This window comes from Mycolicibacterium neoaurum ATCC 25795, from assembly GCF_000691525.1.
Lineage (GTDB): Bacteria > Actinomycetota > Actinomycetes > Mycobacteriales > Mycobacteriaceae > Mycobacterium > Mycobacterium neoaurum.
The window spans coordinates 1-25289 of record NZ_JMDW01000028.1 but is presented as its reverse complement, the minus strand read 5'-3'; the positions used below and the strand labels follow the sequence as shown (position 1 = coordinate 25289).

General features: G+C 68.1%; 22 protein-coding genes and 1 pseudogene. 13 read left to right on the top strand and 10 right to left on the bottom strand.

The window, feature by feature from the left end; translation table 11 throughout:
* Positions 1-1127, bottom strand: a 1127-nt coding sequence (locus IC40_RS0125895; RefSeq protein ID WP_081843551.1) for an HNH endonuclease signature motif containing protein, incomplete at its 3' end; no start/stop codon positions are given.
* 127 nt (positions 1128-1254) lie between these two features.
* Here IC40_RS0125895 and IC40_RS0125890 point away from each other — a divergent pair.
* Positions 1255-1800 (top strand): DUF6611 family protein, encoded by a 546-nt coding sequence (locus tag IC40_RS0125890; protein WP_138158170.1) that lies wholly within the window; start codon positions 1255-1257, stop codon positions 1798-1800.
* Between the two features lie 104 nt (positions 1801-1904).
* On the opposite strand, the gene IC40_RS0125880 is transcribed toward IC40_RS0125890, so the two are convergent.
* The 4 genes from IC40_RS0125880 to IC40_RS0125865 all read right to left on the bottom strand — a co-directional run bounded on the left by IC40_RS0125880 (position 1905) and on the right by IC40_RS0125865 (position 4415).
* Positions 1905-2216, bottom strand: a complete 312-nt coding sequence (locus tag IC40_RS0125880) for a magnesium transporter CorA family protein (protein ID WP_030137557.1) — start codon at positions 2214-2216, stop codon at positions 1905-1907.
* An 18-nt stretch (positions 2217-2234) separates the two neighbouring features.
* Complete coding sequence (locus IC40_RS0125875) at positions 2235-2861, bottom strand: flavodoxin family protein (RefSeq protein WP_030137556.1); 627 nt, start codon at positions 2859-2861, stop codon at positions 2235-2237.
* A gap of 115 nt (positions 2862-2976) precedes the next feature.
* A complete protein-coding gene (locus IC40_RS0125870) occupies positions 2977-3675 on the bottom strand; it encodes a hypothetical protein (protein ID WP_138158169.1) in 699 nt (232 codons plus the stop codon).
* Positions 3676-3740: 65 nt separating this feature from the next.
* Positions 3741-4415 carry a type III PLP-dependent enzyme domain-containing protein gene (locus IC40_RS0125865; protein ID WP_030137554.1) on the bottom strand — a complete coding sequence of 225 codons (675 nt, stop codon included), beginning with the start codon at positions 4413-4415 and terminating at the stop codon, positions 3741-3743.
* A gap of 217 nt (positions 4416-4632) precedes the next feature.
* On the opposite strand from IC40_RS0125865, the gene IC40_RS28405 reads away from it, so the two are divergent.
* The 8 genes and pseudogenes from IC40_RS28405 to IC40_RS26700 all read left to right on the top strand — a co-directional run.
* Complete coding sequence (locus IC40_RS28405; RefSeq protein WP_090558791.1) at positions 4633-4728, top strand: potassium-transporting ATPase; 96 nt, start codon at positions 4633-4635, stop codon at positions 4726-4728.
* The gene (locus tag IC40_RS28400; RefSeq protein ID WP_090558789.1) at positions 4725-4814 is read left to right on the top strand and encodes a potassium-transporting ATPase subunit F; all 90 of its coding nucleotides are present in this window, start codon (positions 4725-4727) and stop codon (positions 4812-4814) included. The genes IC40_RS28405 and IC40_RS28400 overlap by 4 nt, the downstream gene beginning before the upstream one ends.
* Entirely contained in the window at positions 4814-6484 is a 1671-nt protein-coding gene (gene kdpA / locus IC40_RS0125855) for a potassium-transporting ATPase subunit KdpA (protein WP_030137552.1), read from the top strand. Before IC40_RS28400 ends, kdpA begins: the two co-directional genes overlap by 1 nt.
* On the top strand, positions 6484-8610 hold the full coding sequence (gene kdpB, locus IC40_RS0125850; RefSeq protein ID WP_030137551.1) for a potassium-transporting ATPase subunit KdpB: 2127 nt from the start codon (positions 6484-6486) through the stop codon (positions 8608-8610). The genes kdpA and kdpB overlap by 1 nt, the downstream gene beginning before the upstream one ends.
* Position 8611: 1 nt before the next feature.
* Positions 8612-9478: a potassium-transporting ATPase subunit C gene (locus tag IC40_RS0125845; RefSeq protein ID WP_030137550.1), complete on the top strand. Its 867-nt coding sequence runs from the start codon at positions 8612-8614 to the stop codon at positions 9476-9478.
* Positions 9479-9485: 7 nt separating this feature from the next.
* Complete coding sequence (locus IC40_RS0125840; protein WP_030137549.1) at positions 9486-12011, top strand: DUF4118 domain-containing protein; 2526 nt, start codon at positions 9486-9488, stop codon at positions 12009-12011.
* Positions 12008-12688 (top strand): response regulator, encoded by a 681-nt coding sequence (locus tag IC40_RS0125835; RefSeq protein ID WP_030137548.1) that lies wholly within the window; start codon positions 12008-12010, stop codon positions 12686-12688. Before IC40_RS0125840 ends, IC40_RS0125835 begins: the two co-directional genes overlap by 4 nt.
* Positions 12689-12710: 22 nt before the next feature.
* Positions 12711-14483, top strand: a pseudogene (locus IC40_RS26700) (sensor histidine kinase); the annotation flags it as partial.
* Here the strand turns inward: IC40_RS26700 and IC40_RS0125825 are convergent.
* On the bottom strand, positions 14480-15373 hold the full coding sequence (locus IC40_RS0125825) for a helix-turn-helix transcriptional regulator (protein ID WP_234411641.1): 894 nt from the start codon (positions 15371-15373) through the stop codon (positions 14480-14482). The pseudogene IC40_RS26700 and the gene IC40_RS0125825 sit on opposite strands and share 4 nt — an antisense overlap.
* Here IC40_RS0125825 and IC40_RS0125820 point away from each other — a divergent pair.
* Complete coding sequence (locus tag IC40_RS0125820; protein WP_030137546.1) at positions 15372-15923, top strand: TIGR03086 family metal-binding protein; 552 nt, start codon at positions 15372-15374, stop codon at positions 15921-15923. The genes IC40_RS0125825 and IC40_RS0125820 overlap by 2 nt on opposite strands.
* Positions 15924-15993: 70 nt before the next feature.
* A complete protein-coding gene (locus IC40_RS0125815) occupies positions 15994-17985 on the top strand; it encodes a propionyl-CoA synthetase (RefSeq protein ID WP_372494028.1) in 1992 nt (663 codons plus the stop codon).
* Here IC40_RS0125815 and IC40_RS0125810 read toward each other — a convergent pair.
* From IC40_RS0125810 to IC40_RS0125795, 4 genes are all read right to left on the bottom strand, one after another.
* Positions 17973-19043: an ABC transporter ATP-binding protein gene (locus tag IC40_RS0125810; RefSeq protein WP_030137560.1), complete on the bottom strand. Its 1071-nt coding sequence runs from the start codon at positions 19041-19043 to the stop codon at positions 17973-17975. The genes IC40_RS0125815 and IC40_RS0125810 overlap by 13 nt on opposite strands.
* The gene (locus tag IC40_RS0125805; RefSeq protein WP_191293524.1) at positions 19030-20544 is read right to left on the bottom strand and encodes an ABC transporter permease; all 1515 of its coding nucleotides are present in this window, start codon (positions 20542-20544) and stop codon (positions 19030-19032) included. The genes IC40_RS0125810 and IC40_RS0125805 overlap by 14 nt, the downstream gene beginning before the upstream one ends.
* A gap of 41 nt (positions 20545-20585) precedes the next feature.
* Positions 20586-21644 (bottom strand): iron ABC transporter substrate-binding protein, encoded by a 1059-nt coding sequence (locus IC40_RS0125800; RefSeq protein WP_030137543.1) that lies wholly within the window; start codon positions 21642-21644, stop codon positions 20586-20588.
* Positions 21645-21756: 112 nt separating this feature from the next.
* On the bottom strand, positions 21757-23682 hold the full coding sequence (locus IC40_RS0125795; RefSeq protein WP_042509879.1) for a heavy metal translocating P-type ATPase: 1926 nt from the start codon (positions 23680-23682) through the stop codon (positions 21757-21759).
* A 70-nt stretch (positions 23683-23752) separates the two neighbouring features.
* Here IC40_RS0125795 and IC40_RS0125790 point away from each other — a divergent pair, with 70 nt between their 5' ends.
* Together IC40_RS0125790 and IC40_RS0125785 are read left to right on the top strand one after the other, a co-directional pair.
* Complete coding sequence (locus IC40_RS0125790; protein ID WP_030137541.1) at positions 23753-24106, top strand: ArsR/SmtB family transcription factor; 354 nt, start codon at positions 23753-23755, stop codon at positions 24104-24106.
* Between the two features lie 306 nt (positions 24107-24412).
* A partial coding sequence (locus tag IC40_RS0125785) for an MPT63 family protein (protein ID WP_240478691.1) occupies positions 24413-25289 on the top strand: 877 nt, incomplete at its 3' end.

The following is a 25289-nucleotide window of genomic DNA, read 5'->3' as shown; positions in this document are numbered from 1 at the left end:
CGACCATCACAGTCGGTGACCACCAGCCGATCCGCCGGACCGACGATCGTGATCTCCCCCTTGTGGTGCAACCGATGATGAAACGGACACAACAACACCAGATTCTCCAGCTCGGTCGCCCCGCCATGCTCCCAATGCACCAGATGATGAGCATGCAAACCCCGCGTCGCCCCACACCCGGGCACCGCACACATCCCATCCCGATGCTCCAACGCCCGCCGCAACCGACGACTGATCGTCCGCGTACTACGCCCCGCACCCATCGGCGTGCCGTGCCGCTCCAACCACACCTCACAACTGGCATCACACAACAGGAACTGGCGCTCCCACTCCGACAACACCGGCCCCAGATGCAACGCCGCCGAACCCTTCTCAACGTCGTAATGCACCACCACCGTCGTCCGCGCCCCATGCGGACGCGCGGCCGCCTCGGCATCCCAGCCGGACTCAACCACACTCATCAACGCATCCACGCTGTCCGGGAACGGCGGCACCTCCACACCATCCCGACTGTCTGGGTTGTCGTGGTCGCGTCGCCAGTCCGCGACCAAACCCTCCTTGTGCGCACCCAACGCCGCATCGAACTTCGCCGCCTCCAACTTCGGCAACCGAATCCGATACGTCGTACACCCGTCCTGTTCATGCCGGCTGAACGACCGCACCGACGAACTCCTGGGCTCCGGCTGCGGGCGCGGCTCCTGCTTGACCGCCGTACGCAACTGCGTCACCGTCGCGGTCGTGGCCAACTGGGCGTAATGATCATCAGAACCATCAGCGGCATGCTCGGCGATCACCCCGAACTGATCCAGCGACACCTGCCCCTGACGCAACGTCGCCGCCAACCGCGGAAACACCTCCAGGCGTTGGGCAATGGCCACCATCACCTGCGCGTTGCGCGGAGACATCCCCAACCGCCACGCGACCAACTCCGACAACGACCGACACCCCGTGTCACCCCACAACGACGGCCCATCGCCACCATCGATCTCGGCGACGATCTCGACCAACCGACCATCAAGGGCATTACGCTGACCCACCAACTCGGCGGCCTCGTCATAGAGTGCCAACAACCGATCAGACACCGAATTCACCGCATCAGCGGCGTAAGGCGTTGTCGGAGGAGGCATACCAGAATTCTAGAGACAGGGTCCGACAAGTTGCGGTCCGCAAGATTGCCGTCAGAAACCCGGCCGGCGCCGTCAAGATTCCGTACAGATCGAGCCTCGTCCCGCCTACCGGGCGGATCGTGGGGCGGTGACCGACACGATAAGGCAGCTGTGCCGACTACTGCTCGATGGTGACACCGTATGGGGTGCAGTGGATATCCGGCCACAACGTTGGGGCAGCACGGTCTACCGGATCGTGCTCTACCCGCCGGGCATCAGCGCCGAGGAGCGCCGCCGGGTCCGGGTCTGGAGAGGGTTCTACGCGTGGGGCACCGCGTGGTGGCTGGTCGTGACCGCGGTTCTGTCGGGTTTCACCGAACCCTGGTTCGCGGTCACGCTGGCCTCGCTGACGACACTTCTCTTCGGCGCTCGCGCGTTCCGTCGCGCCGGATCGGTGCGGAGCAAGGTGCGCACCGCTGATATCACTGTGCCACTGCCCAATTCGGACCGTGCACTGCTCGCGCTCGCCCGTCAGGTGCAGACGGTCGGCACCGCGATGGTCCGGGCCGACCGCAGACTGCGCGAGGGTCGGATCACCGCCGCCGACCACGAGGTGATCTGGCATCGCGCGTACGAACACATGTCGCCCACCAACACCATTTCGGCCATCGGCCGATACGGAGGAGTCCGATGACCGATCTCGTCGCCGCCCTTACGCTGCTCGGTGCTCCCGCAGCCGTGCTCCTGGCCGTCCGGTGCGCCATTCAGCGGCAGTTCCGCCGGGAGAAGTGAGCGGCCTCAGCTCGTGGGCGGCTCGTACGGCACCTCGGGATGGTCGCGATGCCAGTCGATCTGCTGCTCGGCGACCTTGCGGTGAATGCGGTTGAGCCACAACAGGCCACCGGCGATCAACACCACCGCAAGCACTACGCCGACGATGCCCGCCGTCGAGGTGCCGTTGGCGAAGGCAAACAGACCACTCACCAGCGCCACCACGCCGAGGCCCACCGCGACGATGCCCGGCGCGTTTTTACCGGCCTTCATCGCCTCCCCCGCGTGCTGCCGATAGGTGCGTGCGTGGTCGACCGGGTCCTTCGAGGTATCAGGCATGGCACTCTCCCGTGAAAGTCATTGGTACGCCGGATAATGGGATTGTTTCAGCAGCCGTGCCAGGTGCACCGCATTGCGGGCCGCGGCGGCCGTCGTCGACGAGACTTGCTCGGGGATCTCATCCAGATCGTTGAAGTCCTGGGACCCCATCGCCGGGCCGGTCCAGTACGTACAGCCCTGCGCGGCAATGCTGAAACCCACATCGTTGAGCCCCTGGAAGACATCGGCGACAACCTTGTGCGCGCCGTCCTCGTTGCCCACGACGCTGACCACAGCGACCTTCCCGACCATCGCGGGGCGTCCCTGTTCGTCGGTGGTCGACAGGTCGGCATCCAGGCGTTCGAGGACGCGCTGGGTCACCGACGAAGGATGGCCGAGCCAGATCGGGGTGCTCAGCAGCAGGATGTCGGCATCCAGAATCTTCTCGCGGATCTGGGGCCATTGGTCGCTGTCGCCCATGTCGATCTCGACACCCGGCGCGATGTGAAAGTCCACGCAGCGCACCAGTTCACACTGGGCTCCGGCCGCACGAAGATGCGTGAAAACGTGCTCGGCCATCGCTTGGCTACTGGAGGGGCTCGGACTTGGTTTGAGGCTGCAGACCAGCCCGACCACCCGGACCGTATCCGGGTCGTTGGAACTCATGACCCAGAAGTACCCCGTGCGGCCCGCACCAAACTGATCGAGCCGGTTTCACGGGTCTACAGCGGGGCATCCTCCCGGCCGCCCGCAGTGCGGTGCCCGTGAGGACGGACGAGCGCTACGCCGTAGGGGTCTCCCATACCGAGGCATCGACCGGGGTCCCGGTCACCATCTCCACGACACTGAAGATGAACTCGTCCTCGGTCATATCGCCGTCGGCGGCAACCTGCGTGAGCGCCTCGTTGATCAGCGGGAAACCGGCGGCCAGATCGAATGTCCAGCCGGAATCGGTGCGAACGAACTCCCAGTCCGCACCGGCGGGCTCGCCGTCGACCAGCATCGGCGCGTAGGCCCGATCCCCGTCCACGCGCACCTCGCCGATGGAGTTTCCTTCCAACGCATCCGCGTCGATCATGCCCTCGTCGATGCCGTAGACCAGCAGATCGGTCCCGTTCATCGAGTCGAAGTCCGGCGGTGTCTCGACCCGCATGCGGGCGATCATCAGACGATCCATCATTCCGGCCTTCGCGATCTCGTCCGGTCCGGCTGTGCGCGCCAGGTTCACCACCGTGTCGTAATGCGCGATGGTGTCGGGGCTGATCAGCGCCGGGACCGCCGCACCGTTCTGCGCACCGGCCTCGGCGCGGTATTTGTCGAAGACCGACTGGACGGCCTTGGCATCGGCCTCGGGATCGACGGTGGGTTCAGCGGTGGTGCTCGCGGACCCGACCGGAGACCCCTGGACCTCCCGGTCTCCGCCGCACCCGCTGAGCAGCGCCGTCAGTGCAAGAAACCCCGCCGCCAGGTGCAGACGCACCGGAACCACCTCCGCGTCACAGATATCGCCACGATGTCGTTGCCATCGCAAACTCTAACGCGTCCTCACCACCCGATGGGACCCAACATGACCGCGGGCCTGGGCACCCGCCACCGCGCGCACCCGTCGTCGATGGACTCGTCGACCGCCGACGCCATCGCCATCAGCTGGTGCTTGTCGGCGCGCAGCCACGTCTCGGCCGAACCACCCGCCAGGCTCATCCGCGTCACCTCCACACCGTCACGGCGCAGACCGGCGATGTGCCCGAGCAGTCGATGCGCAGTGACAGCCCAGGCATCGGGGTCGGCGGAGGCGATGGTGGCGTGCATGCCGACCACATCGACACCCGCGGGCGGGCTGGTGGCCAACAGGCAGTCCGGGTCGAGGTGCACCGACGCCACGCCGGCGGCCAGGTCGGAAAGGATCGTGAGATGTCGGCGCGTGGACGCCACGAAGCGGGTGACACCGCAGGCCAGCGCTCCCGAGGTGGCCACCGCCGATTGCCCGCACCGCCACAACACCTGATCGGCCGGCACACCCCCGGCCCGCACCATTCCCAGCTCAGCGGCGTCTCCGACATGCACCGTCACCCCGTGGGTGCGGACCCACGCCGAGACCAGTGGGTCGATCAACAGGGCCGCAGGCAGCCCGCAACCGGATTTCGGCAGCACTCGTCGCACAGTGCGCACGGCGACCCGCAGCCGGTGCGGATGGCCCGCGTGCGTATCAAGATCGGTCATCAGTCCGGTCTACGCGCGGAGGCTGTCCGCAGGCTGTGCGCAGACCAAGACCACGCCCAGAACGCCGCGGGCGTAGAGACCCCGTAAAGATGCCGGTGCCACCCGTCAAGGAACCGTCAATGCCCAGCTCAGCGGCAGAACACGGTCGTAGCTTTGCCTTCGCCCCCACGCCGGTCCGGCCGGGGGTGTCAACAAAAAACAGGAGTACTGATCCGTCGTGACGACCATCGCGTCCACCCTCGTCTTCCTGGCGCTGACCATCGCGATCTTCGCGCTGCTCGGCCTGGTCCAGAAGCTGGTCGAGCGGCTGTGAACCTCGCCAACAGCGTCGGCCTGGTGCTGGCAATCCTGACCGCGGTGTTCCTGTTCGCCGCGCTGCTCTTCCCGGAGAGGTTCTAGTGTCCACGACCACCGCGGGGATCGTCTTCCTCGCCGCCCTCGTCCTCGTGCTGGCCCTCACCCACGTGCCGCTCGGCGACTACATGTACCGCGTCTACACCCGCGCCGAGGACTCCCGCGTCGAACGCGGCATCTACCGGCTCATCGGGGCAGACCCGAAAGCCGAACAGACCTGGGGCGCCTACGCCCGCAGCGTGCTCGCCTTCTCCGCGGTCAGCATCCTGTTCCTGTTCATCTTCCAACTGGTACAGGGCAGACTGCCGCTGCACCTGAACGATCCGACGACCGAGATGACCCCGGCCCTGGCCTGGAACACCGCCGTCAGCTTCGTGACCAACACCAACTGGCAGGCCTATTCCGGCGAGACGACCCAGGGTCATCTGGTGCAGATGGCGGGCCTGACGGTGCAGAACTTCGTCTCCGCCGCCGTCGGGATGGCCGTCGCCATTGCATTCGTGCGTGGCCTGGTCCGGCGCAGCACCGGTGACCTCGGCAACTTCTGGGTCGACCTGGTGCGCGGCAGTCTGCGAATCCTGCTGCCGCTCTCGGTGATCGGCGCGATCGTCCTGATCGCCGGCGGCGTCATCCAGAACTTCGCACTGCATGATCAGGTGGTCGACACCATCGCCGGCGGACAGCAGACCCTGCCCGGCGGCCCGGTCGCCAGCCAGGAGGTCATCAAGGAGCTCGGCACCAACGGTGGTGGGTTCTACAACGCGAACTCCTCACACCCCTTCGAGAATCCGACTCCGTGGACGAACTGGGTGCAGATCCTGCTGATCTGCCTCATCCCGTTCGCGCTGCCCCGCACGTTCGGCCGGATGGTCGGCAACAAGAAACAGGGTCTGGCGATCGTCGCCGTGATGGCCACCATCGCGACACTGAGCGTCGGCGTGCTGATGCTGGTGCAGCTGCAGGCCCACGGCACGGTGCCCACCGCGGTCGGCGCGGCCACCGAAGGCGTGGAACAGCGTTTCGGCGTGGCCGATTCGGCGGTGTACGCCGCCGCCACGACGTTGACCTCCACCGGCGCGGTCAACTCGTTCCACGACTCCTACACCAGCCTCGGCGGACTGATCACCATGTTCAACATGCAGCTCGGCGAGGTCGCCCCCGGCGGTGTCGGATCGGGTCTCTACGGCATGCTGATCCTGGCCATCATCACCGTCTTCGTGGCGGGCCTGATGGTCGGGCGGACTCCGGAATACCTCGGCAAGAAAATCACCCCGCGGGAGATCAAGTTCGCCGCAACGTATTTCCTGATCACCCCGCTGCTGGTGCTCACCGGGACCGCGCTGGCGATGGCGATGCCGGGCCAACGCGGCGGCATGCTCAACACCGGACCACATGGTCTGTCCGAGGTGCTCTATGCCTTCACCTCGGCATCCAACAACAACGGATCGGCCTTTGCCGGTATCAGCGTCAACACCGAGTGGTACAACACCGCGCTCGGTCTGGCCATGGTGTTCGGCCGCTTCCTGCCCATCATCCTGGTGCTGGCGCTGGCGGGATCGTTTGCCGCACAAGCCCGCACACCCGAATCCGCAGGCACCCTGCCCACCCACCGTCCGCAGTTCGTCGGGATGGTCACGGGCGTGACACTGATCCTCGTCGCCCTGACCTTCCTGCCGATGCTCGCGCTCGGCCCCCTCGCCGAAGGAATCCACTGATGTCCACCGCGACCGTCGACACCGCTGCCACCACCGCGCCGCGCACCCCGAAGCGGTCCGTGCAGAGCGGGCTACTGGACCCGAAGATGTTGTGGACCTCGGTTCCCGACGCGCTGCGCAAACTCGATCCGCGCACGCTGTGGCGCAACCCGGTCATGTTCATCGTCGAGATCGGGGCCGTGTGGAGCACGCTGCTGGCCGTCATCGATCCGTCCTGGTTCGCCTGGCTCATCGTCGGATGGCTCTGGCTGACGGTGGTTTTCGCCAATCTCGCCGAGGCCGTGGCCGAGGGCCGCGGCAAGGCGCAGGCCGACAGCCTGCGCAAGGCCAAGACCGACACCATGGCGCGCCGGGTCACGGCCTCGGGCGGTGAGGAGCAGGTGGCCGCCCCGCTGCTGCGGCAGGGTGACGTGGTGATCGTCGAGGCGGGACAGACGATTCCGGGTGACGGTGATGTCATCGAGGGCATCGCCTCGGTCGACGAATCGGCCATCACCGGTGAGTCGGCACCTGTCGTCCGGGAATCCGGTGGTGACCGGTCCGCGGTGACCGGCGGCACCACGGTGCTCAGCGACCGCATCATCGTCAAGATCACCCAGAAGCCCGGCGAGAGTTTCATCGACCGGATGATCGGCCTTGTCGAGGGCGCCAACCGGCAGAAGACACCCAACGAGGTGGCGCTGAACATCCTGCTCGCCTCGCTGAGCATCATCTTCATCTTCGCCGTCGCCACCCTGCAGCCGCTGGCCATCTACTCCAAGGCCAACAATCCCGGCGTGCCGGATTCGTTGTCCCTCACCGGTGACGGCATCACCGGCATCGTCCTGGTGGCCCTGCTGGTGTGCCTCATCCCGACCACCATCGGTGCGCTGCTGAGCGCCATCGGCATCGCGGGGATGGATCGGCTGGTGCAACGCAAGGTGCTGGCGATGTCCGGCCGGGCCGTCGAGGCCGCCGGCGATGTGAACACCCTGCTGCTCGACAAGACCGGCACCATCACCCTCGGCAACCGGCAGGCCGCTGCGTTCCTGCCGCTGTCCGGTGTCGGCGAGGACGAGCTGGCCGACGCCGCGCAGTTGTCCAGCCTGGCCGATGAGACACCGGAGGGCCGTTCGATCGTGGTGTTGGCCAAGCAGCAGTACGGGTTACGGGCACGCACCACCGACGAACTGAGCCACGCCCACTGGGTGGAGTTCAGCGCGCAGACCCGGATGTCCGGTGTCGATATCGGCGACCACAAGCTGCGCAAGGGGGCGGCGGCATCCCTGGCCGACTGGATCCGCACCGAGGGCGGCACGGTACCCACCGAACTCGGCGAGCTCGTGGAGCAGATCTCGGAGGCCGGTGGCACCCCGCTGTCGGTCGGTGAGGTGCGTGACGGCCGGGCCCGCGCCCTTGGTGTCATCCATCTCAAGGACGTGGTCAAGCAGGGCATGCGGGAACGCTTCGACGAGATGCGCCGCATGGGCATTCGCACCGTCATGATCACCGGCGACAACCCGACGACCGCCAAGGCCATCGCCGCCGAGGCCGGGGTCGACGATTTCCTCGCCGAGGCGACGCCCGAGGACAAGATGGCGTTGATCAAGGCCGAACAGGCCGGCGGCAAGCTCGTCGCGATGACCGGCGACGGCACCAATGACGCACCGGCACTGGCCCAGGCCGATGTCGGCGTGGCGATGAACACCGGCACCTCGGCGGCCAAAGAAGCAGGCAACATGGTCGATCTGGATTCCGATCCGACCAAATTGATCGAGATCGTCGAGATCGGCAAGCAACTGCTGATCACCCGAGGCGCGTTGACGACCTTCAGTATCGCCAACGATATCGCGAAGTACTTCGCCATCATCCCTGCGCTGTTCGTCGCGGTGTTCCCCGGGCTGGACCTGCTGAACATCATGCGGTTGCACAGTCCGCAATCGGCGATCCTGTCCGCGGTGATCTTCAACGCGATCGTGATCGTCGTGCTGATCCCCCTGGCCCTCAAGGGTGTCCGCTACACCCCGAGCAGTGCCTCGAAGCTGTTGAGCCGCAACCTGTTCATCTACGGTCTGGGCGGTGTGGTCGCGCCGTTCATCGGCATCAAACTGATCGACCTCGTCGTCCAACTCTTCCCTGGGATGTGACATGAACTTCGCCAATCTGCTCCGTCAGCACACCGCGGCGCTGCGGGCGCTGCTGGTACTCACCGTGATCCTCGGGCTGGCCTACCCGATCCTGATCTGGCTGGTGGCCCAATTGCCAGGCCTGCGCGACAAAGCCGACGGCTCACTGCTGGAGGCCGACGGAAAAGTACTGGGCAGCAGCCTGATCGGGCAGCCGTTCACCGATGCCGCAGGAAACCCGCTGCCGCAGTACTTCCAGTCCCGTCCTGGTGGCTACGACCCACTGGCCACCGGCGCATCCAACCTGGGGCCCGAGGACATCGTCGACACGGCCACCGCCGCCGATCCCACCGATGGTCGCACCAGCCTGCTCACCGAGGTGTGCACCCGCAGCCTGGCGGTCGGCGAGTTGGAGGGCGTCGAGGGTGCCCGGCCGTTCTGCACGGCCGAGGGTGTCGGCGCGGTGCTGTCGGTCATCGGCCCCCGCGACGCGCGCGGCACCGTCACCGAGCCGGTCAGGGTGGTCAGTGTGAACCAGGTCTGCCCGGCCGTCCCGTTCGTCACCACCTACGAGGGGGTCCGCGTCGAGTGCGCCGAACCGGGTGCGGACTACGCGATCGGCCAGATCGTGCCGGTCGCCGGTCCCGCGGTCGACCCGGCCATACCCGCCGACGCGGTCACGGCCAGTGGTAGCGGACTGGACCCGCACATCTCCCCCGCCTACGCGGCGCTACAGCTCGACCGGGTCGCGGCGGCACGCGGTATCAGCCCCGAGCAGGTGCGCACACTGGTCGACGAGCACACCGAGGGCCGCACACTCGGCTTCCTGGGCGAACCGCGGGTCAACGTGCTGCTGTTGAACCTGGCTCTGGACCGGCTGGGGGGATGATGGGCTGGTGACCGACCGACCGAAACGCGGGGAGCTGCGCATCTACCTCGGCGCGGCTCCCGGCGTGGGCAAGACCTACGCCATGCTCGGCGAGGCGCACCGGCGACTGGAGCGCGGCACCGACTTGGTGGCGGCCGTCGTCGAAACCCACGGCAGGTCCAAGACCGCCGAGCTCCTCGAGGGCATCGAGATGATCCCGCCGCGGCTGGTCGAGTACCGCGGTGCCACGTTCGGTGAGCTCGATGTCGACGCGGTGCTGGCCCGCCGCCCGCAGGTGGTACTCGTCGACGAACTGGCCCACACCAACACCCCGGGCAGCGCGAACCCGAAGCGCTGGCAGGACATCGAGCAGCTGCTCGCGGCGGGCATCACGGTGATCACCACCGTCAACGTCCAGCATCTGGAGAGCCTCAACGATGTCGTCACCCAGATCACCGGTATCGAGCAGCAGGAGAAGGTGCCCGATGAGGTGGTGCGCGCCGCGGATCAGATCGAACTGGTCGATATCACCCCGGAGGCCCTGCGCCGCAGGCTTTCCCACGGCAATGTCTACGCACCAGATCGGATCGACGCGGCCCTGTCGAACTATTTCCGCAGGGGTAACCTCACCGCACTGCGCGAACTTGCGCTGCTGTGGCTGGCCGACCAGGTCGACGCCGCGTTGGCAAAGTACCGCTCCGACAACAAGATCACCGCGACCTGGGAGGCCCGCGAGCGCGTCGTCGTCGCGGTGACCGGTGACCGGGAATCCGAGACCCTGGTGCGCCGGGCGTCGCGCATCGCGTCGAAATCCAGTGCCGAACTGATGATCGTGCACGTGGTGCGCGGCGACGGGCTGGCCGGGGTGTCGGCCCCGATGATGGGCGCGGTCCGCGATCTGGCGGCCAGCCTGGGAGCCAGTGTGCACACCGTCGTCGGCGATGACGTACCCGCCGCGCTCTTGGATTTCGCCCGCGAGATGAACGCCACCCAGCTCGTCGTCGGGACGTCGCGACGGTCTCGGTGGGCGCGCATCCTCGACGAGGGCATCGGTGCCGCGGTGGTGCAGAATTCCGGCACCATCGACGTCCACATGGTGACCCATGAGCAGACCCGGCGGGCCACCGCCCGTTCCGGGAATCGGAACTGGCAGCACGCCGCGTCCTGGCTGGCCGCCGTGGTGGTGCCCACGGCACTGGCGGCCACCGCGGTGCTGTGGCTTGACCGGTATCTGGGGATCAGCGGCGAGAGTGCCCTGTTCTTCGTGGGCGTGCTGGCGGTGGCACTGCTCGGCGGGGTGGCCCCCGCGGCGCTCTCGGCGGTGCTGTCGGGCTTGCTGATCAACTACTTCCTCGCCGAACCGCGCTACACGTTCACCATCTCCGAACCCGACAGCGCGATCACCATCGCCGTGCTGCTGATGGTCGCCGTCGCGGTGGCCGCGCTGGTCGACAGTGCCGCCAAACGGGCCCGCGAGGCGCGTCGCGCATCCCAAGAAGCCGAATTGTTGGCACATTTCGCCGGTTCGGTGTTGCGCGGTGCGGATCCCGCCGCGCTGCTGGAGCGGGTGCGCGAGGTGTACTCGCAGACCGCGGTCAGTCTGCTGCGCGAGCGTGCCGGCGATACCGAGGTGGTCGCCTGTGCCGGCATCGATCCCTGCCCGGATATCGACGACGCCGACACCGCCATCGATGTCGGTGACGACGAGTTCTGGCTTTTGATGTCCGGCCGCAAGCTTCCCGCCAGCAATCGCCGAGTACTGGGCGCCGTCGCCAAACAGGCCGCCGGCCTGGTCCGGCAGCGCGAGCTGATCTCCGAGGCGGGCCGGGCCGAGGCCGTCGCGCGGGCCGACGAACTGCGCCGATCGCTGCTCTCGGCGGTCAGCCATGATCTGCGCACGCCGCTGGCCGCCGCCAAGGCCTCGGTATCGAGCCTGCGCAGCAATGACATCGACTTCTCCCCCGAGGACACCGCCGAGCTGCTGGCCACCGTCGAAGAGTCCGTCGACCAGCTGACCGCCCTGGTGGGCAATCTGCTGGATTCCTCCCGGCTGGCCGCCGGGGTGGTCAAGCCCGAACTGCGCCGGGTGTACCTGGAGGAGGCCGTGCAGCGGGCTCTGCTCGGAATCAGCCGCAGCTCCAAGGACTCCGGCTGGGATCGGGTCAAGGTGGACGTCGGTGACGCGGTCGCGCTCGCCGACCCCGGTCTATTGGAACGGGTGTTGGTCAACATCATCGACAACGCGCTGCGCTACGGGGGCGACAATCCCGTCCGGGTGAATGCCGGACGCGTCGGTGAGCGGGTGTTGATCACCATCGCCGATGAGGGACCGGGTATTCCGCGCGGCGCCGAAGAGCAATTGTTCGCGCCGTTCCAGCGGCTCGGGGATCAGGACAACAACACCGGTGTCGGGCTCGGCCTGTCGGTGGCCAGGGGGTTCGTCACCGCGATGGGCGGCACCATCTCGGCGACCGATACCCCCGGTGGCGGGCTGACTGTCGTGATCGAGTTGGCCACCGCGCAGGAGAACGAGGCGCAGGAGAACGATCAGTGACCAGGGTCTTGGTGATCGACGACGAACCGCAGATCCTACGCGCACTGCGGATCAATCTGTCGGTGCGCGGGTATGAGGTGCACACCGCTGCCACCGGCGCCGAGGCGTTGCGCGCGGCCGCCGATCACCGCCCGGATGTGGTGATCCTCGACCTCGGTCTGCCCGATATGTCCGGCATCGACGTGCTGGCCGGATTGCGCGGCTGGTTGACCGTCCCGGTGATCGTGCTCTCGGCGCGTACCGACTCCTCGGACAAGGTGGAGGCGCTCGACGCCGGGGCCGATGACTATGTGACCAAGCCGTTCGGCATGGACGAGTTCCTTGCCCGGTTGCGCGCCGCAGTCCGGCGCGCCAGCGCGGCCACCGAAGATGATCAGCCTGTCGTCGAAACATCCTCGTTCACAGTCGATCTGGCCGCGAAGAAGGTCACCAAGAGCGGCACCGAGGTGCATCTGACGCCGACCGAATGGGGCATGCTGGAGATGCTGGTACGCCACCGCGGCAAGCTGGTGGGCCGCGAGGAGCTGCTCAAGGAGGTGTGGGGTCCGGCTTATGCCAAGGAGACGCACTACCTGCGGGTGTATCTGGCACAGCTGCGCCGCAAGCTGGAGGTCGACCCGTCCCGGCCCAAACACCTGATCACCGAGGCGGGGATGGGATACCGCTTCCAGGAGTAGCGCCGCGGGGGATGATGGACGGGTGAGCATCCTCGGTCGCAAACGCGCGGATCTGCGCATCTACCTGGGTGCCGCGCCCGGCGTCGGCAAGACGTACTCGATGCTCGGCGAGGCGCAGCGCCGGATGAGCCGCGGCACCGATGTCGTCGCCGCGGTGATCGAGACGCACGGCCGCCGCCACACCGCCCAGCAGCTCGCCGGTATCGAGGTGGTCCCGCCGATCCACATCGAGTACCAGGGCACCCGGCATGCCGAGATCGACGTCGAGGCGGTGTTGTCGCGGCGGCCCCAGGTCGTCCTCGTCGACGAGCTGGCCCACACCAACACCCCGGGCAGCCGCAACGCCCACCGCTGGCAGGATGTCGAGGAGTTCCTCGATGCGGGCATCACGGTCATCAGCACCGTCAACGTCCAGCACCTGGAGAGCCTGCACGATGTCGTCGGCCATATCACCGGCGTCACCGAGCAGCAACGCATCCCCGACGAGATCGTGCGTGCGGCCGACCAGATCGAGCTGGTGGACATCACCCCGGAAGCACTGCGGCGCAGGATCACTCACGGCAATGTCGTCGGCCGCGACCGCATCGACGCGGCACTGGACGATTATTTTCGGCCCGGCAACCTGTCGGCGCTGCGGCAGCTGGCGCTGCTGTGGCTGGCCGATCAGGTCGATGCCGCGCTGGCCAAGTACCGCACCGACAAGAACATCACCGATACCTGGGAGGCCCGCGAACGGGTGGTCGTCGCCGTCTCCGGCGGTCCGGAATCCGAGACGCTGGTGCGCCGCGCCTCGCGGATCGCATCGCGCTCGGGCGCGGAGCTCAAGGTGCTGCACATCGTGCAGGGTGACGGGTTGGTGGCCATCACCCCACAACAGAAGAAGATGCTGCGCGAATTGGCGGCCAGCCTCGGCGCGACCATGCACACCGTTGTCGGCGAGGACGTCGCGGCCACCCTGCTGGACTTCGCCCGCAGCGCCAATGCCACCCAGCTGGTGATCGGCACATCGCGGCGCTCGCGGTGGGCGCGGATGTTCGACGAGGGTATCGGCGCCCAGGTGATCGCCCAGTCCGGCAATGTCGACGTCCACATGGTCACCCACCCGGAGGCCCACACCGGCATCTCGTGGTCGCGATCGTCGTTGCACCGCAAGCGGTTCTGGTCCTGGCTGACCGCATTGGCCGTCCCCGCGATCATCTGCGCGGCCACCACCGGACTGCCCGAGGGTGCGCTGGGTATCGGTGGACAGAGCGCGCTGTTCTTCACCGGCGTGGTCGCGGTGGCGCTGATCGGCGGGATCGCCCCCGCCGTGCTGTGCGCCGTGCTGTCCGGTGCGTTGCTGACCTACTTCCTGGTCAGTCCGGTGCACAGCTTCGCGGTCTACGACAGCGACAGCGTCGTCACCATCGCGGTGCTGCTACTGGTCGCGGTGGCCGCCGCCATGGTGGTCGACCGTGCCGCCCATCGCGCTGCCGAGGCACGACGGGCGGCCCGGGAGGCCGAACTGCTGGCACTGTTCGCCGACGCGGCGCTACGCGATGCCGACCTGGACGTGCTGCTGGACCGGCTGCGCGAGGCGTACGGGCAGCGCGCGGTGAGCATCGTCTCGGCCGACGGGACGATGTTGGCCGGTGTCGGGCACGATCCCTGTACCGATGTCGAGACCGCCGACACCGCAATCGATGTCGCCGACCACGATCACTGGTTACTGCTGTCGGGAAAGACGTTGACCACCCGAGACCGTCGGGTGCTCAGCGCCGTCGCCGAGCAGGCGGTGTCGATGATCAAACGTCAGTCGGCGTAGCGGGCCGCGAACGCCCCCGGCGTCTGCCCGGTGACGCGGCGGAAATCGCGGCTCAGATGGGCCTCGTCGGCGTAGCCGAGCTCGGCCGCCACCGCCGCCATGGTGGTGGCGCCGGTGCGCAGCCGCCAGCTTGCATCCTGGATGCGGCGCCGGCGCACCAACCACTTCGGACTCAGGCCGATCCGGCGCCGGGTCAGGCGTTGCAGACTGCGCTCGGTGATCCCGAACTGCGCACAGACATCGGCCACCCGGCTGACGTCGGGGTTGTCCTCGATATGGGCGACGATGTCGTTGACCGTGCGGCCCTGCTCGTCGACCGGCAGGTAACGACGCAGGAACTCCGCATAGCAGTCGGCGGCAGCCGATTGTGCCTGCGGCACGGCCGGATCGACCGCCATGATGGACCGGATCCGCCCGACCAATGCATCTCCCGCGGCACCGAGCAGGTCGGCGAGCTCCACGTGGGTGTCCGTCCATTTCGACACGGCGCCGCCCGTGATCAGCGCGCCGGCGGCCGGCTCGAACATCACCCCGGCGGCCCAGCCGTCTCCGGTCAGCGGGGTGCCCGCCAATCCCGAGGCGGGCCCGTAGAAGCGGGCGTAGGCGTCGGTGATCACCATCAGGCACACCGGGTACTGCAGCACCTGCTGGGTGAACGTCTCCCCAGCCGGCACCTGCCATACCGGGAACCAGAACCGCCGCACCAGGCCCTCGAGGTCGCCGGGTGCAGCGGGGCGCGCGATGTGGATGGCGGCGCGGTGCGCCGGGTCCAGCAGGTGGGCGGGCTCATCCGCGACGGAATTGTCCGCCCGATCGGTGCTGTCGGGTTTGTCGGGTTTGTCCAATCCACCCGCCATCTCGCCGCCTAACGTCTGGCCCATGACGGATTCGAGTGTTGCAGAAACCTATGCCGACCTGGCCGATGGGATGGCCACCGTGATCGCCTCGGTGGCCCCGCAGCAGTGGGACGCCGCCAGCGCCTGCGCTGGCTGGTCAGCTCGCGATGTACTGACCCATCTGATCGACACCCAGCGCGAGTTCTTCGAGCGCCACGGATTCGCCTTGCCGCCAAGACCGGACCCTGCCGATCCGGTGACCGCCTGGTCCACCCACACCGCGGCGATCCGCGAGATCCTGGCCGACCCGCAAGTGCCCGCGCGCGCGTTCGACGGGCATTTCGGCCCGACCACCATCGGCGAGACCCTGCTGCGTTTCTACGGATTCGACCTGATCGCACACCGCTGGGATATCGCCGCGGCGACCGAGTTGCCGTACCGATTCACCGACGGCGAACTGGATCGATTGGAGGACGGTATCGCGGCATTCGGTGATGCCATCCGTATGGAGGGGGTCTGCGGTCCGGCCGTCGAGGTCGGTCCCGACGCCGACCGGCAGAGCCGGGTGCTCGCGGTGCTCGGCCGGCACGCCTGACCGACATGCCACTGGGACGCTGGGGCGAGATCGGCACCAGGGTCGTCCGTGGACGGCACCACCGCGGAAGATCACGACCCTCACGCCGATCTCGGCCGAGCGCGCAAAGGGGTATATCGGTCCCGGACGCGGTTTCCGACCGTTGCAACCACGTTGCAACGTGACTCAGATTACGGTTCTCCCCATGTCCGGATACCGCGCGATCTTCGACGCCTCCATCTCCGACCCGGAGACGTTCTGGGCCGACGCCGCCAAGGCCGTCACCTGGACCAGGGAACCGCAACGGGTGCTCGACGACAGCAATCCGCCGTTCTACCGCTGGTTTCCCGACGGTGAGCTCAACACCTGCGCCAACGCGCTGGATCGACACATCGACGAACGCGGTGACCAGGCGGCGCTGATCTACGACTCGCCGGTGACCGGGACCAAGCGGACCTACACCTATCGCGAACTGCTCGAGGCGACCGCCCGGTTCGCCGGTGTACTCCAGGGTCTGGGCGTCACCAAGGGCGACCGGGTGGTCATCTACATGCCGATGGTGCCCGAGGCGGTCATCGCCATGTTGGCCTGCGCCCGGCTCGGCGCCGTGCACTCGGTGGTGTTCGGCGGTTTCGCCGGCCACGAGCTGGCGACCCGCATCGACGATGCCCGGCCGACCGTGGTCGTATCGGCCTCCTGCGGTATCGAGCCGACCCGCACGGTCGAGTACAAGCCCATGCTGGACACCGCGCTGGAGCTGGCCGAACACTCCACCCCCAAATGCGTGATCCTGCAGCGCGAGCAGCATCCGTGCGAACTGGTGGCGGGCCGCGATATCGACTGGGCCGAGGCGATGGCGACGGCCGAGCCCGTCGACCCGGTGCCGGTCGCCGCCACCGACCCGCTCTATGTGCTCTACACCTCCGGCACGACCGGCAAGCCGAAGGGCATCGTCCGCGACAACGGCGGGCACGCGGTCGCGCTGCTGTGGACCATGCGCAACATCTACGACCTCAATCCCGGTGAGGTGTTCTGGGCCGCCTCCGATGTCGGCTGGGTGGTCGGGCATTCCTATATCGTCTATGCGCCGCTGTTGTTCGGCGCCACAACGGTTCTCTACGAGGGCAAACCGGTCGGCACCCCCGACGCCGGCGCATTCTGGCGGGTGGCCGCCGAGCACAAGGTGAAGGCGTTGTTCACCGCGCCGACCGCGATCCGGGCCATCAAGAAGGAGGATCCGGACGCCCGCCATCTCGGCGACTACGACCTGTCCGGGCTGAAGTACCTGTTCCAGGCGGGCGAGCGGCTGGACCCGGGTACCTACGAGTGGGCCTCGGACAAGCTCGGCATCCCGGTCATCGACCACTGGTGGCAGACCGAGACCGGGTGGGCCATCGCCGCCGATCCGATGGGCATCGAGCAGTTGCCGGTCAAACCGGGCTCGGCGACCGTACCGATGCCCGGCTACGACGTCCGGGTGGTGCGCCCCGACGGGTCCGAATGCGATGCGGGCGAGGAGGGTTCGATCGTGGTGAAGCTGCCGCTGCCCCCCGGCACGCTACCGACCCTGTGGGGTGAGGACGATCGCTTCGTGTCGTCCTACCTGCGCGCGTTCGACGGCTACTACCTGACCGGCGACGGTGGGCACATCGACTCCGACGGCTACCTGTTCGTGGTCGGCCGCACCGATGACGTCATCAACGTGGCAGGCCACCGGATGTCGACGGGGTCCATCGAAGCCGTGCTGGCCACCCATCCGGCGGTCGCCGAGTGCGCGGTGATCGGTGTGGCCGACGATCTCAAGGGGCAGGTCCCGCGCGCGCTGGTGGTGCTCAAGTCCGGGTTCAGCGCCGACGGACTCGATACCGAACTGGTCGAGGCGGTCCGCAACGATATCGGTGCGGTCGCCAGCTTCAAGCTGGTGGATGTCGTTGCCGCGCTACCCAAGACACGCTCGGGCAAGATCCTGCGCAAGACGATGCGGGGTATCGCCGACGGCAAGGACGAGCCGGTGCCCTCGACCATCGAGGATCCGTCGGTGCTGGAGGCACTCAAGCAGACGCTGCGTCCTCACCTCGGATAGGCCAGCACCGGCCCGTCCACCGCGAGGCCGACACGTTGGCCGGCCGAACAGCTTCGGGTGGCGGGCAGGCGCAACACCAGTGCGGTCCCGTCGCCCAGCACCACGTGCACACCGAGTTCCGCTCCGTAGAACCGGCATTCGGTCACCACGGCCTGTGCGCCGCAGGCCGGGTCGACGACGTGCACCCGTTCGGGACGCACCACCACCGTGACCGGTCCATCGGCCGGCGCGACCTCCGGACGGTGCGAGCCCAACGCGCAGGTGAGTATGCCGCCGCGGATATCGCCGTCGAGTTCGACGGTGCCACCGACGAATCGGGCCACCTCCAGATTCACCGGCCGGTCATACAGCTGCGCGGGTGGCCCGTGCTGGGCCACCCGCCCGGCGATCAGCAAGGCCACCGAGTCCGCCAGCGAGAGCGCCTCGGCCTGATCGTGGGTCACCAGCAGCGCGGTCGTCTGTGTCGCGCGCAGAATGGTGGCGATCTCCTCGCGGACGCGCACCCGCAGCCCGGCATCGAGTGCGGCGAACGGCTCGTCGAGCAGCAGCACGCTGGGTTCCGCGGCCAACGCGCGCGCCAGCGCCACGCGCTGTTGCTGGCCGCCGGAGAGCTGATGTGGCCGGGCGTCGGCGAGACCGTCCAGGCCGACCACGCCCAGCCAGTGTTCGGCGATGGCGGTATCGGATCGGCGCGCTCGGGGCAGGCCGAAGGTGACATTTCGCCCCACACTCAGCTGCGGGAACAGCGCGCCCTCCTGCGGCATCAGCCCCACCCGCCTGCGGTGGGCGGGTACCGAGCCGTCCCGGCGGCCGGTGCCTGCGCCCACCACCGGCACACCGCCCACGCTCACCGCGCCGCCGTCGGGTTCCTCGAATCCGGCGATGATGCGCAGCAGCGTGGTTTTACCGCATCCCGACGGTCCGAGAACCGCGGTGATGTGGCCGTTCGCCACCTCAAGATCGATCCCGTCCAGGACGGTGCGATTCGCGAAGGATTTTGTGACACCTTCGACCCTGATGCCGCTGGGTGGCCCGGCTCCCGGTTCAGTCACGGCCATCTCCGGTACCGATGTTGGCGCTCCACAGGCCGAGCACGGCGGTGGGGATGGCCGCGAAGACCAACAGCGCGGCGGCATACGGTGCAGCGGCCGCGTAATCGCTGACGAAACTGTGTCCCCACAACTGGGTGGCCAGTGTGCTGGTCCCGGTGGGATGCAAGAGCAGGGTGACGGGAAGCTCCTTCATACAGGTCAGCAACACCAGGGACGCACCGGCCGCGACGGCGGGTGCGGCACCGCGGGCGGTGACGGTGCAGAACGCGGAAAGTGGGCTGCGGCCCAGCGATCGGGCCACCTCCTCCAGCCGGATGGGTGCGGCTTCCACCGCCGAGCGGATCGACCCGACGGCCAGCGGCACGAACAACACGGCGTAGGCCAGGATCAGCAGCGGCTCACGCTGATAGATGGGGCGCAACAACAACACCCCGACCGAGACCATGGCGATCGCCACGACGATCGAGGGCAGCCCGTGGGACAGGTAGGCCGCTCCCTCGAGCATCCGGGTGGTGCGGGTGCGGTAGCGCGCGGCGAGCACGCCGAGCGGCAGGGCGGCCGCGGTGCACACCACCGCGGCGACGCCGGACAACCAGACCGTCGCACCGAGTGCAGACCACCACCGCTGCGCGTCGAATCGCACACCGCCGGCCAACAACCAGTCCCCCAGCGCGACGAACGGGACGATCAGGGCGGCGGTCAGCACCACCGCCACCGGCAACCACGCCACAACCGTCCAGCGCCCGAGGCGATTGACCGGTGCCGGCCGCGGCGCGCCCGATCCGATCCGCGCGGCCGCCGCCCGGCCACGCGCCCGATGCTCGGCCAGCACCAACGCGACCGCCAGGACCAACAGCACCAATGACAGCACCGCCGCCCTGGCCGGATTGAATCCCGATCGGTAGGACCCGTAGATGACCCAGGTGAAGGCTTCGTACCGCATGGCGGCGACGGCACCGAAGTCACTGAGGACGTAGAGCGCCACCAGCAGAGCGCCCGCGGCGATCGCCGCGCGCGCCTGCCGCAGGGTGACGCGGCACAGCACGGCAAAACCGTTGAGCCCCAACGACCTCGCCACCTCCTCTTGGGCCGGGTCGCTGCGCGCCAGCGCGGCCAGGGTGGGCATCATGATCAGCGGATAGCTCACCAGCGTCAGGACCAGCGCGGCGCCCCAGAAGCCGGTGATACCGGGGACGGTGGACACCCACAGGTAGCTCAGCAGATAACTCGGCATGGCCAACGGCAACGTCAGGGCGATCGTCAGCGCCCGGCGCGCCGGGATATCGGTGCGCCGGATCAGCACCGCGAACCCGACGCCGAGCACCACACAGGCGACGGTGACCACGACCACCAACAGCGCCGACCGCCCCACCAGTGCCGCGGTGCGCGGCTGGATCAGTTCGCGGACAACGAATCCGAGACCACGCTCGTTGGCACGCTGAGCCAGATACCACAGCGGCAACAGCAACCCGGCCACGACGACGGCGGCCGCGGCCACCAGTGTCAACGGTGCCCGCGGCCGCCCGTCGCGGCGCGATCTGATCAGGTTCAGTTGGTGAGCAGCCCGGTCTCGACCAGCAGCTCCTGCGTCGTCTCGACATCGTCGAGTTGCGAGAGATCGACGGCGGGAGGCTGCAACTGGGCCAGCGGGGGCAGCGCCGCGCTGGGCGTGACACCCTCGACCAACGGGTATTCGGCGGTCTCGGTCGCGAAGTACTCCTGCGCGGCGGTGCCGACCAGGTAGGCGGCGAATTCGTTGGCCTGCTCGGCGTGCGGCGCGGACTTCAGCACACCGACCCCGGCGACGTTCACCAATCCGCCCGGATCGCCGGCAGCCATGTACTGGTTCTTGGCGACGACGTCATCGGCGGAGGTGCTGTCGATCAACTCGTAGAGGTAGTAGTGATTGGTCAGGCCCATGGGCAGCTCGCCGGAGTTGATCGCGTCACGCATCGGACCGTTACCCTCGAACGCGCGGGGCTCCTGTGCCGCAAAGGCCTCCAGCCAGTCCTTGGCACCCTGCTCACCACGCAGGACCCGCAGTCCGGTGACGAACGACTGCCAGGATGCGTTGCTCGGCGCGTAGCCGATCTTGCCTCGCCACTGCGGGTCGAGCAGGCCGTCGATCGTATCGGGCACGGTGGGGGCCAGCTCCGGGTTGTAGGTGAGCACCCGGGCCCGGCCCGACACCCCGACCCACGTCCCGTCGGCTGCCGAGTACGCCGCGGGCACCGCGGCCAGCGTCTCGGCGTCGATGGGCGCGAACAGTCCGGCCGCCGACACCGCCCCCAACGCACCGGCATCCTGGGAGAGGAACACATCGGCCGGTGACGCGTCGCCCTCGGTGATCAGCTGTGCGGCAAGCTCTCCGGATCCGGCGTAGCGCACCTCGACGCCGATACCGGTGGCCTCGGTGAAGCGTTCCAGCAGCGGGCCGACCAGATCCTCACTGCGACCCGAGTACACCACCAGCTGATCGCTCGCGCCGGCCTGCGCACCGTCGGACTGCCCGGAGTCCGAGCCACAGGCGGTCAGCGCCACGGCGAGCGCGGCGGCTCCGGCCAGTGCGGTGGCTTTGGCGGCCAAACGAAATCTCTTCACCGACATATGGGCGCAGCGCCACCTTTCGTGGAAAGCCGATCACGGTCGAACATGGCTAGCCTATCCGAACAAGCGGTTCGTTCCTGAGTGCATTCTCAGCAGGCCGGCGGCCGTCGAGTCAGGCTCGACAGCGGTTTTCGGTACCGCAGCGCGACTGACGAATCGCACTGCGCCAGGCCTTGTCTCGGAGCAAACGCAGTCCGTTGAGCGCGACGATGATGGTGGATCCCTCGTGACCGGCGACGCCCAGCGGCAGCGGCAGATGCCAGAACAGGTCCCATATCACCAGTACCGCAATGAAGCTCGCGGCGATCACGAGATTGGCGATCACCACTCGCCGCGCGCGCCTGGCCAGTGCCAGCACCGCGGGGATGGTCGCCAGGTCGTCACGTACGGTGATCGCGTCGGCGGTCTGCAACGTGACGTCGGAACCGCTGCGGCCCATGGCAATCGAGACATGCGCTGCCGCCATCGCCGGAGCGTCGTTCACACCGTCGCCGACGACCAGCACCCGCTCGGCACGTGCGCGCACGGCGGCGACCTTCTGGTCGGGGAGCAGCTCGGCACGAACCTCCATACCGAGTTCGTCGGCCAGTCGTACCGCCGCACAACGATTGTCACCGGTCAGCAGCAGTGGCGGGCACCCGGTGGTCCGACGCAGATCGGCGACGACATCGCCGGCCTCCTCGCGCACCGTGTCGCGCAATCCGATCACTCCGGCACACGCGCCGTCGACCATGACCACCACGGCGGTGGCACCCGAGGACTCCAGCTCGGCCACCGACTCCGGCAGCCGTCCGTCCACCGCAGCCGGACTGAGCACCTCGACGCGCCGCCCGCTCACCACCGCTTCGACACCGCGACCGGGAAGCGCACGAAACCGAGAAGCGGTCGCGATGGGTAGCGCACGCTCCCGGGCCGCCGCCACGATGGCCCGGCCCAACGGGTGCTCGCTGAATTGTTCGGCGGCCGCCGCCAACGCCAGCAGGTTCTCCGGCGGTTCGCCGATCACTCCGGGCAGGCCGGTGGTCAGTGTTCCGGTCTTGTCGAAGGCGACGGCCTGGACGGTGGCCAGCCGCTCCATCACCACCGCCGATTTCACCAGCACCCCGTGTCGGCCCGCGGTGGCAATGGCCGACAGCAGCGGCGGCATGGTGGCCAGCACCAGCGCACACGGTGACGCCACGATCATGAACGTCATCGCCCGCAGCAGTGCGCTGCGCAGGTCAGCTCCGAACAGCAGCGGGACGGTGAACAACGCGAGGGTGGCGCCGACCATCACCATCGAGTAGCGCTGTTCGACCTTCTCGATGAACAGCTGTGTGCGAGCCTTGGTCGCCGAGGCCTGGCCCACCATCGCCACGATGCGCGCCACCACACTGTCGGACGGATCGCGGATCACCTCGGCATGCAGGGCACCCGTCCCGTTGAGCGTGCCCGCGAAGATCTCGTCGCCGACGCGCACCGCCACCGGCAACGGTTCGCCGGTGATACCGGCCTGATCGACATCGCTGGTGCCGTCGAGCACTTCGGCGTCTGCGGACACGCGTTCGCCGGGCCGGACCAGAATCCGGTCCCCCACCCGGAGCTCCGCGACCGCCACCTCGGTCTCGACTCCCCGATCCACGCGGACGGCGCGCTCGGGAGCGAGGTCGAGCAGGGCCCGCACCGAGTCCTCGGTGCGTCGGGTGGCGACATCTTCCAAGGCGCCGGAGGTCGCGAAGATGACGATCAGCAGCGCACCGTCGAAGACCTGGCCGATGCCGGCGGCCCCGAGGGCGGCCAGCACCATCAGCAGGTCCACGTCGAGCCTGCGCTGCCCGAGCGCGGCGACCCCGTCGACGGCCGACTGCCAACCACCGGCCAGGTAACACGCCAGATAGGCTGCCCACCAGACGATTTGAGGCGCACCCCCGAGTTGCAAGATCAGCCCCACAAGAAAGAGCGCAAGGGCCACAGCCGCCCAGCGCACCGAATCCAGCGACCACGCCGACCGGCGCCGCTGGGCGCCGACCGACCGTTCCGATTGCTCCACCCCGGTCATCACCCACACATACAAACATGTAAAGTTCTACATGTCTAAATGTCTGGGTACCACGTGGTTCAATGAGCGCATGGGACATGGAGTCGAGGGACGCACACCGCCGGTGGCATCACTCGATGCCGCCGCCGCGGTCAAGGTCGCCGAGACACTGCAGGCCCTGGCCTCCCCCAACCGGTTACTGATCCTCACCCGGCTGCGCCAGGCACCCTGCACGGTCACCGAACTGTCCGGCGCCGTCGGCATGGAGCAATCGGCGGTGTCCAACCAACTGCGCCTGCTGCGCGCACTGGGCCTGGTCACCGGCGACCGCGCCGGGCGCAACATCATCTACCGGCTCTACGACGCCCACGTCGCACAGCTACTCGACGAGGCCGTCTACCACATCGAACATCTCCGCCTCGGGGCCCGCGACGACACTGCATGAGCAGATTCGCTCAGCACCTTCACAGCCCACGCCTGGTCACGTACACCCACCCCGAGCAAAGCCCGATGAGTTTGCGCATGGCCTCCCCGATAATGTGCTGACCTTTGTAGCAAATGGCGGCAATACGATTGAATTGTTTGCCACGCTGTCGCATCGCGAGCACTTGCAGGCATCTCCGACCGCCCACGCGGCCCGCAGGCCGGGTCGCCGACGGTTCCATCACCCCACGCCACCTGCTAACTTCGATCTGTGATGCACCCCATCGGGGGGATGCCGTCAATCTGACGACTCAGGAGTGGAATCACCGTGAAGACCACGAGCATTGGTGCCGCGTTTGCGGCCGCTGCCATAGCCGCCGCCGGGGCGATCACCGCCTTCACCGCACCGGCCGCCATCGCCGACGATCACAGCGCCCTCACCACGACCCATCTGGGTAGCCAGGCGCAGCTGCACGACGGCAATATCGTCCAGGGCTGGACCGTCACCGGACTCAAGGTCAGCACCGACGTCATCCCGGCGCAGATCCACGGCACCTTGTGGGAGGCGACCGCGACCGACGAGGCGCTGCAGGGCAACGCCACCCCGATCGTGTCGAACCTCAACGCGCGCGCCCGCAACGGTGAGACCTACCGCGCGCTGTGGGGCGTCGCGACCCCCCAGGGCGTGAACCCGTCCACCCTGGCCCAAGGCCAGAAGACCACCGGCAAGGTGTACTTCGACGTCACCGGCGAAGCGCCCGACAGCGTGGTCTACGCCAACAGCGCCGCCGACCTGATCGTGTGGGTCACCCCGCCGCCGGCCGCCAGCACGGGCACCGGGTCCGGCGGCAGCGCTCGCAGCTACCAGGCACCGGCCGCGGCCGAGGCCGCCGATGCGACCACCGGCACCGAGACGCCGGCGCCGGGCGAGCCCGGTGCCGAGACGACCTCCACCCCGGCCACTGCGGCACCGACCACGGCTCCGGCAGGTAGCCAGGGCACCCCGCTGCCCGCCGGTGCCCCCGAGAGCGCTCCGGCTCCCGCCGGCAGCCAGGGCACCCCGCTGCCCGCGGACCAGCCAGGGCTGACCCCGGCCGGCGTCCAGCCTGCACCCGTGCCCGGCGCACCCGCCGCGGCGGCCGTGCCCGGTGCCCCCGCTCCGGCGGCGGTCCCCGGCGCGCCGGCACCTGCGGCCGCTCCGGCCC